The 15,951-nt window shown below is 41.0% G+C and carries 13 protein-coding genes and 1 other RNA gene; 1 reads left to right on the top strand and 13 read right to left on the bottom strand.

The genetic code is table 11. The features are described from left to right. Positions 1 to 26: 26 nt before the first annotated feature. From IE222_RS05525 to IE222_RS05515, 3 genes are all read right to left on the bottom strand, one after another. Entirely contained in the window at positions 27 to 737 is a 711-nt protein-coding gene (locus IE222_RS05525; protein ID WP_191270532.1) for a DUF421 domain-containing protein, read from the bottom strand. Between the two features lie 96 nt (positions 738 to 833). Beyond that, positions 834 to 1,184, bottom strand: a complete 351-nt coding sequence (locus IE222_RS05520) for a PepSY domain-containing protein (protein WP_191270530.1) — start codon at positions 1,182 to 1,184, stop codon at positions 834 to 836. 174 nt (positions 1,185 to 1,358) lie between these two features. After that, entirely contained in the window at positions 1,359 to 2,198 is an 840-nt protein-coding gene (locus IE222_RS05515; RefSeq protein ID WP_191270528.1) for a sulfite exporter TauE/SafE family protein, read from the bottom strand. Positions 2,199 to 2,414: 216 nt separating this feature from the next. Between IE222_RS05515 and IE222_RS05510 the strand changes: the two genes are divergently transcribed. After that, complete coding sequence (locus IE222_RS05510) at positions 2,415 to 3,299, top strand: LysR family transcriptional regulator (protein WP_191270526.1); 885 nt, start codon at positions 2,415 to 2,417, stop codon at positions 3,297 to 3,299. 124 nt (positions 3,300 to 3,423) lie between these two features. Here the strand turns inward: IE222_RS05510 and ssrA are convergent. The 10 genes from ssrA to IE222_RS05460 form a co-directional block, all read right to left on the bottom strand. Further along, positions 3,424 to 3,785, bottom strand: a transfer-messenger RNA (tmRNA) gene (gene ssrA, locus IE222_RS05505). A 146-nt stretch (positions 3,786 to 3,931) separates the two neighbouring features. Continuing rightward, on the bottom strand, positions 3,932 to 4,399 hold the full coding sequence (gene smpB / locus IE222_RS05500; RefSeq protein ID WP_191270524.1) for an SsrA-binding protein SmpB: 468 nt from the start codon (positions 4,397 to 4,399) through the stop codon (positions 3,932 to 3,934). A 201-nt stretch (positions 4,400 to 4,600) separates the two neighbouring features. Further along, entirely contained in the window at positions 4,601 to 6,937 is a 2,337-nt protein-coding gene (gene rnr / locus IE222_RS05495) for a ribonuclease R (RefSeq protein ID WP_191270516.1), read from the bottom strand. Positions 6,938 to 6,963: 26 nt separating this feature from the next. After that, positions 6,964 to 7,710 (bottom strand): alpha/beta hydrolase, encoded by a 747-nt coding sequence (locus tag IE222_RS05490; protein WP_191270514.1) that lies wholly within the window; start codon positions 7,708 to 7,710, stop codon positions 6,964 to 6,966. A 428-nt stretch (positions 7,711 to 8,138) separates the two neighbouring features. Next, on the bottom strand, positions 8,139 to 8,372 hold the full coding sequence (gene secG, locus IE222_RS05485; RefSeq protein ID WP_191270513.1) for a preprotein translocase subunit SecG: 234 nt from the start codon (positions 8,370 to 8,372) through the stop codon (positions 8,139 to 8,141). Between the two features lie 194 nt (positions 8,373 to 8,566). After that, positions 8,567 to 10,726 carry a S8 family serine peptidase gene (locus IE222_RS05480; protein ID WP_191270511.1) on the bottom strand — a complete coding sequence of 720 codons (2,160 nt, stop codon included), beginning with the start codon at positions 10,724 to 10,726 and terminating at the stop codon, positions 8,567 to 8,569. Positions 10,727 to 10,938: 212 nt separating this feature from the next. Continuing rightward, positions 10,939 to 12,237, bottom strand: a complete 1,299-nt coding sequence (eno, locus tag IE222_RS05475) for a phosphopyruvate hydratase (RefSeq protein ID WP_191270509.1) — start codon at positions 12,235 to 12,237, stop codon at positions 10,939 to 10,941. A 48-nt stretch (positions 12,238 to 12,285) separates the two neighbouring features. Continuing rightward, positions 12,286 to 13,818: a 2,3-bisphosphoglycerate-independent phosphoglycerate mutase gene (gpmI, locus tag IE222_RS05470; RefSeq protein ID WP_191270507.1), complete on the bottom strand. Its 1,533-nt coding sequence runs from the start codon at positions 13,816 to 13,818 to the stop codon at positions 12,286 to 12,288. Continuing rightward, positions 13,811 to 14,572: a triose-phosphate isomerase gene (gene tpiA, locus IE222_RS05465; protein WP_191270505.1), complete on the bottom strand. Its 762-nt coding sequence runs from the start codon at positions 14,570 to 14,572 to the stop codon at positions 13,811 to 13,813. Before tpiA ends, gpmI begins: the two co-directional genes overlap by 8 nt. A 178-nt stretch (positions 14,573 to 14,750) precedes the next feature. Continuing rightward, positions 14,751 to 15,935 carry a phosphoglycerate kinase gene (locus tag IE222_RS05460; protein WP_191270503.1) on the bottom strand — a complete coding sequence of 395 codons (1,185 nt, stop codon included), beginning with the start codon at positions 15,933 to 15,935 and terminating at the stop codon, positions 14,751 to 14,753. Positions 15,936 to 15,951 lie beyond the last annotated feature (16 nt).

The following is a 15,951-nucleotide window of genomic DNA, read 5'->3' as shown; positions in this document are numbered from 1 at the left end:
AATATGCTCAGTTGGCTGGAAATTAATCAATGATCCTTCCCAGGCTTGTAGTAATTAGGGTCATTATTATTTGCATGTTTGATCTGGTTATTATCAATAAACAACTTTCTGTTTTCTAAAAAGACGGCCAGCATAATGTCCTCAACTTTTTCTCCCTTGTTCTTCACCTCTTTCATTAGCCAATCAATGTCCAGCTTTAGGTATTTTAAGTTATGAGAAATGATTTGACCGTCCATAATCAGCGGAATCGGCAGATATTCCTTTTTAACTTTTAACTTTAAATCCTTCGGCTGAACCGGGCGGTAGTCCGCTTTTGGAATCACACTTATTTCGCCGGTTTCTTCCATCACGGCAATGGCAATATTTAGCGTTTCTGTATACCCTTTTACACGTAAGTGTGACAATAATTCATTCACGGGCATTCTGGCCTTTTTCAACCCTTTACGGTCAATATCACCGTTCCGAATTAAGACGGTAGGACTGTCATATAAGAGCCATCTTAATTTATTATGTAAGGATAGACGAACGATGATTTTATAAATAATGACTATGATTACACCATAGATGATGGCTTTCCCTAGACTTTCAACCTCAACTGGCGTACTAATAATATTTGTAAGAACAAAAATGTATAATAAATCAAACGAGTGCATTTCGGCGACTGCCTTTTTTCCCGTCAATCTTAAAAATACAAATCCGACCAAAAAGACGATCACTGCGCGGTAAATTAGTTCCAATGTGGTTCACCCCCGGGAATCGGCTACTATTGCTATCGATAGTATGAGAAGTTTTCCCTATCTCTAAACTTATAAGGGAGTGAAAATAAAAATAACCTATTCCAATGATTGAATAGGTCTTTTAGTCATTGTTGTAGTTTGAATATCTTTAGAAACTTCTAAAACCTTACCAGTTAATCCATTAATATCAACTTCAATTTCTTTACCTTGATTTACAATATTAACTTCGTATTTTTTAATTCCCTCTTCTTCCTTTGCTTGAATGTTTTTTACAAACCCACCTTTTGATACCTTTATAGCAGCTTCAATTGCTTCTATGTGGCGAATTGGATATGAAGTTGGATTTGTTTGTTCAGTTGCTGTATGGTTATTTGTCATTGCGTAAGCAGCGGCGCAAAGACCTCCAATAAAAGTAACTGCTATTAAAAATTGGGTTAGTAATTTCATTTTAATATCCTCCTTTTGCTGATACCTATATCATAATCAGCAAAAATGAGAACATCCGTATAAAAAGATTAGAAATTGGTGAGAGAATGGTGAGGGAATCAAATATAATGGGACCTGATAAAATAAAGAAGCATAATTTGGCATCATAATAAAACTATGCTTCTTAACAACAGCTTAATTAAAAAACATTCGAAAACCAATAGCAACTAATAATACTGACAGCATTTGTACGATAACTCTTCCGGGTATTTTCTGGGAAAGGAATACTCCTAACTGTGCCCCTATAATAACACCGAATCCTCCCCATAATACAATTTCCCAATCAATATTTCCATAAATGATTTGTGATATAACCCCTACTGAAGTGTATAGGCATAAGGAAAAAATAGATGTAGCGGTAGCAAAATGGGTAGATACTTTAAAAAAATAAATTAGAATAGGAACAAGCAGCCATCCGCCGCCGATGCCCAGATAGCTGGATAATACGCCCATTAGTAATCCAAGGGGTATTATCCATTTTGGCTCCAGCTTGGTATTTTCTCCACCGGATCCATCGGTAATAGAAGGGTTTCCATCTAATTTTACGGTATTCAATTCTCCCTCTCTAGCCATAACAGGCATCCTACCCTTTTTTTCTTTTGCAAAAGGAGAGTTTTTAGCAAATAAGAAAAAGCCGAGTAACACCAATAAACTAGCAAAAACAATATAAAATAATCTTGAAGAATAGATCTGTAGCAGCCACACTCCTATTAATGAACCTGGAATAGCACCTATTGCTAACATTAGTCCTGTTCTATATTGAATCCTCTTCTGTTTTCCGTACCCAATTACTCCTGATAAAGAGTTTACTAATACAATGATTAATCCAGTCCCAGATGCTACTACTGGATCCAAATTATAAATCAACAACAATGCCGGAACAAAAATAAATCCCCCTCCAGCCCCCACTATCGAACCATAAGCACCTGATAGAATCCCAATCAACGAAAGTAGCATCCCTGTAGTGATGTCCATTCAGTTCCTCCTTAACAAACTATATACTTTAAATATATCAAGGATAATAGGAACATTAAATTATCAATATTTTATAGGATATAAGGAAAAGTTATGGAGATTGGTTCATAAATTTCGGTATAAAATTATAACCTAATATATATGGATGAGAATTTTCTGATAATATTAATGATATAATTTAAAAATTTCTTTATAGAAAGTTGGTGACAAACTAAAATGAACGTGGAAAACTTAAGAATGTTTTGCCTAGTGGTTGAGGAGGGGAGTATAAGTAAAGCCGCGCGCTTAGGGTATGTATCGCAACCAGCTGTATCAAAACAAATTCATCAGTTGGAAAATCATTACGGTACATTATTATTTGAAAGAGTTGACGGAAGGTTATCCCTGACTGAAGCTGGTGAAGTACTCTACCCATTCGCCAAAGAAATCATTGATCGCTTTGAAAATTCTTTCGACGCCGTTCAAGAAATCTCGGGAAAGAAGGAAGCTGTTTTACGTTTAGGTGCCAGCTTAACAATTGGCGAATACCTGCTTCCTAGCTTATTGGGTTGTTTTAAAAAGAGCTTTCCTGATATCAAATTTAGTTTATTGATTGGAAATACTCCAAATATATTAACTAAATTAGAAAGCAATGAGATTGATATCGCCCTCGTCGAAAGTCAAGTAGAAAAAAATGAGTTCCTTGTTGAAAATTTCTCTAAAGATGAGTTAATCTTGGTAGCCTCGTCCAATCATCGATGGAGGAATCGTTCCCAGATAGAAATTAGTGAATTATCCAACGAAAAAATGATTTGGAGAGAATCAAATTCCGGTACCCGCCTAATAGTAGAACATGCCTTTAGAGAATATGGGATCCTTGACAGAATTGGAAATGCAATTGAACTTGGTAGTTTGCAGTCTATTAAGAGTGCAGTAGAAGCAGAACTTGGTGTAAGCATACTTCCTAAACTGACGGTGGAAAAAGAATTGAACTTCGGGACACTAATTGAGGTAAAGATAGAAAACTTCACATTAACAAGGGATTATTGGATGGTCCAAAAACCTCATCGCTTTAAAAAATCCATTGTAAATGATTTTATTCAATTTATTCGTAAGGAATAGTAATAAGATAGATGGGGATTGCACAATAATCCCCTATTAAGCTGCAGTGCAGTATTGAAAATACTTTTTACAATATAAAAAAGACCAGCATTATGAATGCTAGTCTTGTTATCCACCTTATGTATGGTGGAGACGGTGGGAATCGAACCCACGTCCAAAGATATCGGCACTTAAGCTTCTACGAGTGTAGTCGATATATTCGTGTTTCGCTGAAGCCATATGCCTATCGACGGGCGTCCGGTCAGCTAGCCTGGTTGTTCTCTTCCTTCATCCTCAGGCGGTGGAATCCGGCGTAGCCCACTGAGAGTGAGTCCGCTACCCTACCACATGGGCAATGGAGGGGCGAACCGCTTAGTGCTTAATTAGGCAGCTAAAGCGAAGTTGTTGTTAGTTTTGCCAGTTATTGGCTTTGACGTTTTAACGAGGCCGATCCCCTCGACTCGCAACCCAAGCTCGAACTACCCCTGTCGAATCCGTAGCGTCCCCATTATAAAAGTGCTGATAATCAGCAAGAACGTTAGGAAACTGGCAAGTTGTTTGAGCAAAAGTTTCTCATCGCTTTATCAGCGACAAACTTATTATAACATACTCAGTGAATTTTGCAATTGTAAGTATTTGTAAAACGCACCGAATTACATTTTCTGACGCTCCCTGAAGGCACGTTCAATTTCACGCTTCGCTTCCTTTTTCTTCAGATCCTCACGCTTGTCATAGTTTTTCTTACCCCTTGCAAGCCCGATTAAAACCTTGCAGAAGCCATTTTTTAAATACAGCTTCAATGGAATAAGCGCGTAACCCGATTCTTTTGAATCTCCAAAAAGCTTGTTGATTTCACGTTTGTGAAGCAGCAGTTTACGTGTCCGTAGCGGATCGTGATTGTATCGGTTCCCTTGTTCATATGGACTGACGTGCATTCCAAACAAAACAGCTTCGCCATTTTGAATCCTAACATACGAATCCTTGAGGTTCACCCGCCCGGCGCGAATTGACTTGATTTCAGTTCCTTGTAGTACAATTCCGGCCTCGTATGTTTCCTCGACAAAATAATCATGAGTAGCCTTTTTATTTTGGGCAACTACCTTTCCTACTCCTCTTGGCATAATTTTCACCTCATCTCTGGATTTTATTGTATCAGAAATAAATAGGACAGTACAACGAAAAGAGAGCTCTTTTGGAGCCCTCTAATTGGTGCAACGTGTGTTTCAAGAATTTCTCTGTCGTTTGGTCACGTAGATCTCTTCTACGTGACCTTTCGCTGCTTTATCACACCTAATCGGTCACGTCCACACTATAAACTAATTCTACCTTTTCTTTTTCCGTTTCGTACTCTTCGATACAGGTACATTCTCATAAAATTTGCGTTTCTTTTTCGGCTTTTTGCCTTCACCGGAAGCATCGGGCTTTTGATTTTTCCCGTCTTGTTTATTTCGGCGCGGCTTATGAGTATCACTGCCGGTTTTGAAAACCTTTGGAGTATCAGGACGTTCCCGACGGCGAGTGCCTTTCATGCCGACGATTTCAAAATCAATCGAATGTTCATCCTTATTTACTTTTACCACGCGGACGGTGATTTCATCGCCAATACGGTAGACATTCCCTGTTCGCTCACCGATCATCGCGTAATGACGTTCGTCAAAACGGTAATAATCATCGGTCATATAGCTGACGTGGACAAGTCCTTCAATCGTATTCGGCAGCTCGACAAACATCCCGAAGTTTGTAACCGAACTAATAATACCATCGTATTCTTCACCAATCTTATCCTCCATGTATTCCGCTTTCTTCAATTCATCCGTATCCCGCTCGGCATCGACTGCACGGCGTTCCATTTTTGAAGAATGCTCGGCAATGTCAGGCAGTTCGGCATTCCATTTTTCGCGTGTGGCTTCATCAAGTTTACCTTCAATTATATAAGTACGAATTAAACGGTGGACAATGGTATCCGGATAACGGCGGATTGGCGACGTGAAATGTGTATAGAACTGTGTCGATAATCCGAAGTGACCAAGGCTTTCAGGGTAGTACTTCGCCTGCTGCATTGAGCGGAGCATCACCGTGGAAACGACCATTTCTTCCGGCTTGCCCTGAACCTCTTCGATAATTTGTTGGAGTGCCCTTGGATGAACATTGTTAGCCGTGCCTCTCACAAGGTAGCCGAAGTTCGTAATAAACTCGAAAAACTTACGGAGCTTATCTTCCTTCGGATCCTCGTGAATCCGGTAAATAGCCGGAACATCCATCCAGTGAAAATGTTCAGCAACGGTTTCATTCGCTGCGAGCATAAATTCTTCAATCAGCCGCTCGGCCACTGAACGTTCCCGTAAAATAACATCAGTCGGCTTGCCTTCTTCATCGACAAGTACTTTTGATTCTTTAAAATCAAAATCAATCGCACCGCGCGTCATACGCTTATTTCGAAGGATAGCTGCGAGTTCCTCCATTAATTCAAACATCGGCACCAGCGGCTCGTAGCGGCCTCTCGTTTCCTCATCCTTATCCACAAGGATTCTGTTCACATCATGATAGGTCATCCGCTCGGTTGTTTTGATAACACTTTGAAAAATTTCATGGGAAACAACATGGCCCTCTGAGTCGATTTCCATTTCGCACGATAAAACGAGCCGGTCAACCCGAGGATTCAAGGAACAAATCCCATTCGACAAGCGATGTGGAATCATCGGTATCACACGATCAACTAAGTAAACACTCGTTGCCCTGTCGGATGCTTCGCGGTCAATTGGTGATCCCTCTTTTACATAGTAGCTGACATCAGCAATATGAACACCAAGCTTATAATTGCCGTTCTCTAAGCGAGTTACCGTCACGGCATCATCAAGGTCTTTGGCATCTGCCCCATCAATCGTGACAATCGTTTCACCGCGAAGGTCACGGCGATTCTCTAATTCACTTTCATCAATGGTGTCAGGCACTGCATTCGCCTGCTGTAAAACCTCATCAGGGAAGGCCATTGGCAGGCCATGCTTATGTATGATAGAAAGTATATCGACACCAGGGTCGTTTTTGTGGCCGAGGATCGTGACAACTTCCCCTTCAGCACTCTTTCTTCCTTCTGGATACGTGGTTAGCTTGACAACCACCTTATGCCCTTCGACCGCTCCTTTGGAAGCCTCCTTCGGGATAAAAATATCACTGGAGAATTTTTTATCATCAGGAATGACAAAACCGAAGCTCTTGCTTTCCACATAGGTGCCGACGATTTGCTGGACGCCCCGTTCAATAATTCGTATAATGCTTCCTTCTCGTCGCTGACCTGAGCTTTCCGTTGAAACACGGACTAACACTATATCTCCATGCATCGCGTTTTTCGTTTCTGTTGGCGGGATAAAAATATCATCCATCCCCGGTTCGTCTGGAACGACAAAGGCAAATCCTTTCGCATGTCCTGTCAGCTTACCACGGACAAGGTTCATTTTTTCCGGCAGGCCGTAACGATTAGCACGGGTGCGGACTACTAACCCTTTTTCCTCCATTTTGACGAGTGCTTTAACAAATTCTTTAAAGTCACTCGAGTCTTGAATCCCGAAAGCTTCTTCCAGTTCCTGAACTGTTAATGGCTTATAGGTCTCCTCTTTCATATATTGCAAAAGCCTATCGATGTGCTTTTGAATGTTTTCCATTGGCAATCCCTCCTCTATAGGATTTTCTAATTGTGCCAGTCGAGTTTTTCTAAAAAGGCGTATACATCCTCATGCAGCATATCTTTTTCCTTATCTAGCGTAATCACATGGCCTGATTCTTCATACCATTTGATTTCCTTTGTTGTCGATTCGATTTCACTGTAAATGATATTGGCGCTTTTGGGATTGATCATGTGATCATGGCGTGCCTGAACAACAAAGGTTGGTGCATAAATCATATCAATATTTTCCCGAACATCTGCAATTAATCCTTGAAGCGCTTTTAACGTGTTCATCGGTGTCTTTTTAAACTCGTTCATTTCCAATTCGATTTGCTCGTCCGATTTTCCTTCTCGCTTCTTAAATTCGCGGGCATATTCGAGAACCCCTTCATACATGACCTCTTCACTTTTTATATACATCGGCGCACACATCGGCACAATTCCTTTTATAGGTACAGTGTAACCTAATTTTAAAGAAAATACGCCGCCTAAGGAAAGACCTGCCACCGCAATTTCCTCGTAGCCGTTATTTTTTAAAAAATTGTACCCGTTCATGACATCCTGCCACCAATCTTCCGGACCGGTGTGGACCAATTCTTCCGGCGGCACCCCATGACCTTTGTAATGCGGCGCATGGCAGGTGTAGCCTTTTTTTTCAAGGAATCTTCCCAACATGCGAACATCAGATGAATTACCGGTAAAGCCATGCAGCAGGAGAACTGCTCTTTTACCACCTTTGAAGAAAAATGGTTTTGGTAATGTTATTTTCATGTAAAAAACTCCTTTGATGCAGTAAATATTGCTATTCTTTAGTTTAAGCAAAGGTGTCGTTAACATTCCAGAAAAAAGGCTTGATGATTGGGTTTTTGAGTTTTTTCTAGAGGCTGTATGGGGGACCGCCTGAGTTAAAATAGAATTCCGCGTACTTTTGGTTTAATTCCGCGGGTTTTCAAATTAATTTCGCCATCTTTTCAATTAATTTCGCCGATTTTTGAAATAATTTCGCGGGTTTTTACAAAGATTCCGCCAATGCCCTTTCCTAAACATAGATACCACCTAGCGTTAAAATTAATTCCACCAATTTTGGAATTCATTCCGCTGATTCCCTATAGAAAACCGCCGATAATAATCAGAATCCCGCGAAGCATTTTTAGGCATACAAAAACCCGGCACTCAGGCCGGGTTTTGATAGTTTCATATTAGATTTTGAAGTAAGTAACAGCAAGCGCAAGCAATATGAATAGGATTGATAATACAACCGTAATGCGATGTAAAACCAGATCGATTCCTCGTGCTTTTTGCTTACCAAATAGAGATTCCGCACCACCGGAAATGGCACCGGATAAACCAGCGCTTTTGCCTGATTGAAGTAGTACAACTGCAATGAGTGCGATACTTACAATTACTAATAATACGACTAAAAATGTATGCATGAAGGCCACCTCCTGTATACGTACATAACACAGTATAATAAATTTACCATATTATTTCCCATTTAACAATAGAATATTGCGACAGCTTCTGGGAAATACTGTAGTATCTAAATATCCTTTCGAACAATTGTATTTCAAATTTAAAAAATAAAACCAGACAAGGGTCACCTTGACTGGTTTATAACTATTGAGCATTAATTTACAGTAATGGAATCCACATTAATGGTAGTTGCCGATTTTTTAGCACCGGAATGAATTTTTCCAGTCCATTCAATTTTTAATACATGCCGGCCAGCTGATAACCCAGTTTTGCTAAATACTTTCGATTTGTAGGTTGTACTTGCTGAGTATAAATCTATATTGTAAGCCACCCCATCCAAGGTTACTTTAGCAATCCCTTGTGAACTGGACTTTAGCGAAGTGATAGAAATACCCGTTCCATTAAACACCAGCTGCCCGCTTGCTCCCAGTTCATTTACGGTTTTGTAGGAGCCGCCTGAGGCACTGCTAGTAGAAGCCTTGAGCCAATTCCCAGAAAAATTGATATTAGAGTTTGTGTCTTCATAAACGCCAGCTGTTACCCCGGATTTTACAGATGCTGTGTAGTTGCCTGACCCTTTATAGGCAAATATGTCTAAGTAATAGGTTCCATCTGATGGAGCAATAAAGCTAAATGATTCAGCAGACGTTCCGGTTTTTTCTGAGTAGGCTAATATCCCTATACTTGAATTGACCGTTTTAGCTGTCTTATCGTAAAGGTACATATCAAAATCTGTTCCTGTTGTACCTGTTAAAGTGACAGACAGCTTCTCGCCCTTTAGGAGATTAATAGAGTAAACATCATCCTTATCACTAGTTGAATTTAAGGTGGAGCTTACACTGGTGCCTTTAAATGGAACACCTGGAATATCCCCGTCTAAATCTCCTGAAACAGCGGCTCCAGCATTAATAAGACCCCCTGTGACCGTTTTTCCTGTCAGGGATGATAATTTTGTAACTGATTTCATAATCATATCTTTTATTTGTAATGATGTTAATGCCGGATTAGCAGCGGTTACAAGTGCTGCAGTTCCGGTGACATGCGGGGTAGCCATAGATGTTCCATCCAAATAACCATACGCATAGCTTTCAGGAAATGTACTTAAAATGGAAACACCCGGTGCTGCTACATCCACACTAGTTACACCATAGTTTGAAAAGGATGCCAAACTTCCAGTATTACTAATAGCCGCAACTGAAAGAATATTATTTAGATTAAAGGAAGCTGGATAAGTCGGTGTGGTGTCAATATTTTCCCCGTCATTTCCGGCCGCCGCTACGAAAAGAGAGTTGGAGTTCTTAATGGCATCGTATAAAGCTTGACTATATCCTCCCCCGCCCCAGGAGTTATTGGAAATCTTAACCCCCTTTGCTTTCGCATAATTAATAGCCTTAATTGCGTCAGAAGTAGATCCACCTTCGGGACCAATAAATTTTAACGGCATGATTTTCACATTAGGTGCTACTCCAATAACCCCAATTGTATTGGCTCTTCCAGCAATTGTTCCCGCAACATGCGTACCATGATAGTCTTCTCCTGCACTATAATACGGTGTCTTATTGTTATCAAAAAAGTTCCATCCAATCACATCATCTATATATCCGTTTTTATCATTATCGATTCCGTCATTAGCAATCTCACCAGGGTTTTTCCAAATATTATCTTTTAGATCCGGATGATTAAAATCAACCCCCGTATCAATCACGGCAATAACGGTGGATGAACTTCCTTTTGTTTTAGCCCATGCGGTCTCTGCCTTAATATCAATTCCTGCTTTACCTTGAACACCATTAATCGTTTGACCAGTGTTTTTAAGACCCCATAGGTATCCGTAATAAGGATCGGATACAGCTGCAGGCTTTAAAATATAGTTTGGTTCCGCATATTCAACAGCTCTAGAACTTTTAAACAATTTGATAATGTCATTTTCAGTCGATAAATTTTTGTTAAACTTGATTAATTGTATGCCTAATGACTTATCAAGGTGTTCTGCCACCTTTAAGCCTTTGTCTTTCGCTTTGGTTCCTAAAGCTTCCAAGGATTGGCCCTTTTTAAATCGAACAATCACTTCTCCTTTTTTATATCCACGTTTTTCATCGTCTTTTGACATACTCCTTTTTTTAACATTACTTAGAGAGAATTGGTACCTCTTCTTTTCCGATTGATTCTTGTCAATTTGAATAATAGGATTAACTTTTTGCGAAACCTTTTTTTGATTTGTTTGCTGCTGCGGTGATGCTCCAGCAGCAGTCGTTATCGACAGCAATAAACCTAATCCTGCTATAATACTTACAATCCTCTTCTTTTTCTTCATCCTATTCCTCCTCGTTATGTCCTATAAGAGTATGTAGGGCTTTCAGCATACCCACAGATTATATTTAATAGGCTTAGAGGAATATTAAGATTAATTTTTTTCGTATTTTTCCAACAATTTAATACACTTTTTGTAAAAACCGGAGAGAATTTAATACCCAAAACGCATAAAAAGGCACCCATTTATTAATGGATGCCTTTTGCTATGATAGATTATTTTTTCAAGTTATAGAAAGATTTAATTCCATGGTACTGTGCTGTTTCGCCTAATAGATCTTCGATGCGAAGTAATTGATTGTATTTCGCCACACGGTCTGTACGGGATGGTGCACCTGTTTTGATTTGGCCGGCGTTAGTGGCTACAGCGATGTCAGCGATGGTGCTGTCCTCCGTTTCACCTGAACGGTGAGAGATTACTGCAGTGTAACCAGCGCGTTTTGCCATTTCGATAGCATCAAAAGTTTCAGTTAGTGTACCAATTTGGTTTACTTTGATTAGGATTGCGTTGCCTACGCCATTTTCGATTCCTTCAGCAAGCTTCTTCGTATTTGTTACGAATAGGTCATCCCCAACTAATTGAACTTTGCCGCCAATGCGCTCTGTTAAAAGCTTGTGGCCATTCCAGTCGTTCTCATCAAGGCCGTCTTCGATTGAAATGATTGGATATTTAGAAACAAGCTCTTCGTACCAAGCAACCATTTCTTCAGAAGTTTTGACAACCCCTTCACCAGCAAGATGGTATTTACCGTCTTCTTTGTTGTAGAACTCAGAAGATGCAGCATCCATTGCAAGCATAACTTCTTCGCCTGGCTTGTAACCGGCTTTTTCGATTGCTTCTACGATCGTTTGAAGGGCTTCTTCGTTAGAGCCTAGGTTTGGTGCAAAACCGCCTTCGTCACCAACAGCTGTGTTAAGGCCTTTGCCTTTAAGAACTGTTTTTAATGTATGGAAAATTTCTGCACCCATACGAAGTGCTTCTTTAAAGCTTGGAGCACCAACAGGCATAATCATAAATTCTTGAATATCTACGTTGTTATCAGCGTGCTCACCGCCGTTAACGATGTTCATCATTGGAACTGGAAGCTGCTTTGCATTGAAGCCGCCAAGATATTGGTATAAAGGAAGTCCTAAAAAGTCAGCTGCAGCACGGGCAACAGCCATGGAAACGCCAAGAATTGCGTTTGCTCCTAATTTCCCTTTGTTGTCAGTTCCATCAAGTTCAATCAACGCTTTGTCCACGCCAACTTGATCAAGAACACTGAACTCTTCACTGATTAGCATTGGTGCAATAATATCATTTACGTTTTCAACAGCCTTAAGAACTCCCTTTCCAAGGTAGCGGCTCTTGTCGCCATCGCGAAGCTCAACTGCTTCATATTCCCCCGTTGAGGCACCACTTGGAACTAATGCACGGCCAAAAGCGCCGGATTCAGTGTAAACTTCAACTTCAACTGTTGGATTACCGCGGGAATCCAATACTTCACGAGCATATACTTCAGAAATAAATGGCATGAAAATCTCTCCTTAAAAAATATGATTAATTTTTACAACAATACGAGTTTACTTTATAATGGACGTCCCTGTCATTTCTGCAGGCTTTTCAACATTTAACAAATCGAGCATGGTTGGTGCTAAATCGCCAAGAATGCCGCCCTCACGTAATTCGATGTCCTGCTTTGTCACAATGACCGGTACTGGGTTGGTCGTGTGGGCTGTCATCGGATTACCTTCCATTGTTACCACTTCGTCAGCATTCCCATGGTCAGCAGTAATAATCGCAGCTCCGCCTTTTTCCAGAATCAAATCGACAACTTTTCCTAAACACTCGTCCACAGCTTCAATTGCTTTAATAGTTGGTTCGAGCTTACCAGAGTGGCCGACCATATCAGGATTAGCGAAGTTTAAAATGATTGCATCAAATTTATCCGCTTGGATTTCATTTAAGAGTGCATCAGTTACTTCATAGACACTCATTTCCGGCTTAAGATCGTAGGTTGCTACTTTGGGCGAGTTGATTAAAATCCGCTCTTCGCCAGGGAATTTTGCCTCGCGTCCGCCGCTCATAAAGAATGTGACATGCGGATATTTTTCCGTTTCGGCAATACGTAATTGTTTCAAATTATTTTGCGACAGCACTTCACCTAAAGTATTGTCAAGGTTTGTTGGTTTAAAGGCAACATAACCGTCAACAGATTCGCTAAAGTGAGTTAAACAGACAAAGTATAAATCTTTCGGATGCTTAGGTCCTCTGTCAAACGAACGGAAGTCTTCGTTCGTAAAGGTGTTTGAAATTTGAATAGCCCGGTCAGGACGGAAGTTATAGAAAATAACAGCATCATTGTCTTGAATGGTGGCAACAGGCTGCCCGTCTTCTTTTACCATCACTGATGGAATCACGAACTCATCAAAGATTCCATGTGAGTAAGAATCTTCCACAAGCTCTAATGGATCCTTATAGGTTGGGCCTTCTCCATAAACCATGGCGCGGTAAGATTTCTCTACACGCTCCCAGCGCTTATCACGGTCCATAGAATAATATCTTCCAGAAATGGTAGCGAACTCTCCGACACCATACTCCTTCATTGTGTCCAATGCTTCCTGAATATATGTCGGGGCTGTTTGTGGTCCAACATCACGTCCGTCAAGGAAGGCATGGATATAAACCTTTTCAATTCCTTCTTCTTTGGCAAGCTTTAATAGTGCGAACATATGATTAATATGGCTGTGCACCCCGCCATCAGACAGCAGGCCGAATAAATGAAGGCTTGTACCATGTTTTTTCACATGCTCCATCGCGCCTAAGAAGGTTTCATTTTTTTCAAATTCATGCTCGCGAATAGAAATGTTTACCCGAGTTAAGCTTTGATAGACAATCCGCCCGGCACCGATATTTAAGTGGCCGACTTCTGAATTACCCATTTGGCCTTCCGGGAGACCTACTGCCTCTCCGCTCGCAGTTAAATGGGAATGCGGATAGGTGCTCCAAAAACGGTCGAAGTTTGGTTTCTTTGACTGGGCAACGGCATTTCCTTTCGTTTCGCTGCGGCAGCCGAAACCATCTAAGATGATCAGAGCTATTGGAGCTTTACTCATTTTTTCCACCCTCTAATAGCTGCAAGAATGATTGGGGCTCAAGGCTTGCGCCGCCAACTAAGGCACCGTCAATATCCGGTTCAGCCATATATTCCTTGATGTTTGCCGGCTTCACGCTGCCTCCGTATTGAATGCGGACGGCCTGTGCCACATCATCTGAAAATTGCTTAGCAATGGTTTGGCGGATGTGAGCACACACTTCATTGGCATCTTTAGAAGTTGATGACTTTCCTGTACCAATCGCCCAAATAGGTTCGTAGGCAATAACCGTTTGTTTCACTTGCTCAGCTGTTAATCCGGCTAATGCCTTTTCAATTTGATTGCCAACAAATTCCATTGTTTCACCGTTTTCACGCTGCTCTAATGTTTCACCGCAGCAAACAATTGGGGTTAAATTGTATTGGAATGCAGCTAACGCCTTCTTGTTCACTGTTTCATCCGTTTCGTTAAACATTTCACGGCGCTCAGAGTGTCCAATAATTACATACTCTACACCAAGGTCAGCAAGTGCCTTCGGGCTGATTTCTCCGGTAAAAGCACCGCTTTCTTCAAAGTGCATATTTTGTGCGCCAATTTTAACATTCGTTCCTTTAGAAGCTTCGACAAGGCTTTGTAAAAATAACGCAGGGGAGCAGATGATTGATTCCATATCTTCCGAAGCAGGAACAAGCCCTTTTACCTCTTCAGTAAAGCTTTGCGCTTCCGAAAGTGTCTTATGCATTTTCCAGTTACCTGCAATGATTGGTTTACGCATGCTAAACATCCCTTTCTTTTTGGAAAAGGGGCGGAGCGTCGTATATAATATCAAGGTCTACCTAATTTAAAGTTAATAAATATATTTATCACTTTAAATTGTTGAGGCCTTGCTTTGCTCACACCGCCTTTTATTTTTTTAAAAATTTTCGATACCTAAATTTTTGTTTTAGTTTTTATTACTTGTCGTTTAATGCAACAACGCCTGGCAATGCCTTACCTTCCATAAACTCAAGTGAAGCGCCGCCGCCAGTAGAGATGTGGCTCATTTTTTCCGCTAAACCGAATTTCTCAACCGCTGCTGCGGAATCACCGCCACCGATGACAGAATACGAATCTGCTGCACCAGCGAGTGCTTCGGCAACTGCCTTTGTACCGCCAGCGAATTTGTCTATTTCAAATACGCCCATTGGTCCGTTCCAAATAACGAGCTTTGATTTTTCAATAACGTCGCGATAGATAGCCGCTGTTTTTGGACCGATATCAAGTGCTTCCCAGTCAGCAGGGATTTCTTCAATCGCTACGACCTTTGTATTGGCATCTGCTGAGAAGTCATCAGCAACGACAGCATCTACAGGCATATAGAAGTTAACTCCTTTTGCCTTTGCTTTTTCCATAAATGATTTCGCAAGTTCGATTTTGTCTTCTTCTAGCAATGATTTACCGATTTCATGACCTTGAGCCTTAACAAATGTGTAAGCAAGGCCGCCGCCAATAATAAGGTTATCGACTAATTCAAGCAGATTCTCAATGACACCGATCTTGTCCTTCACTTTCGCACCGCCGATAATGGCCGTGAATGGGCGTTCTGGATTCGAAAGAGCCTTACCTAGTACATCCAGTTCTTTTTCCATTAAGAAGCCGCTGACGGCAGGAAGATAGTGTGCAATTCCCTCAGTAGAAGCATGCGCCCGGTGTGCAGCACCAAAGGCATCATTTACATAGACATCTGCCAGTTCAGCAAAGGCTTTTGCAAGTTCTGAATCATTCTTTTCCTCACCAGGGTAAAAGCGAACATTTTCAAGAAGCAGAACGTCGCCTTCCTCCATGGTGTCAATTACCGCTTTGACAGCATTACCGTGCGCTTCGTCTGCTTTTTTAACATCTTTGCCTAGAAGTTCAGAGAGTCTCACTGCCACAGGGGTTAAGCGCATTTCCTCAACTACTTTTCCTTTTGGACGGCCTAAGTGGCTTGCTAAAATTACTTTCGCCCCTTGTTCCACTAAATATTGAATAGTTGGAAGGGCAGCACGGATCCGTGTTTCGTCGGTAATTTTCGCATCCTCCATCGGCACGTTAAAATCTACGCGGCAAAAAACGCGTTTCCCTTTAACGTCTACATCTTTTAACGATTTCTTGTTCATTTAAAGACCTCCTTAT

Origin of the sequence: Neobacillus kokaensis (assembly GCF_014656545.1) — a bacterium.
Classification (GTDB): Bacteria; Bacillota; Bacilli; order Bacillales; family Cytobacillaceae; genus Neobacillus; species Neobacillus kokaensis.
The sequence above is the reverse complement of the archived record's forward strand: the minus strand, read 5'-3'. Positions and strand labels throughout refer to the sequence as shown.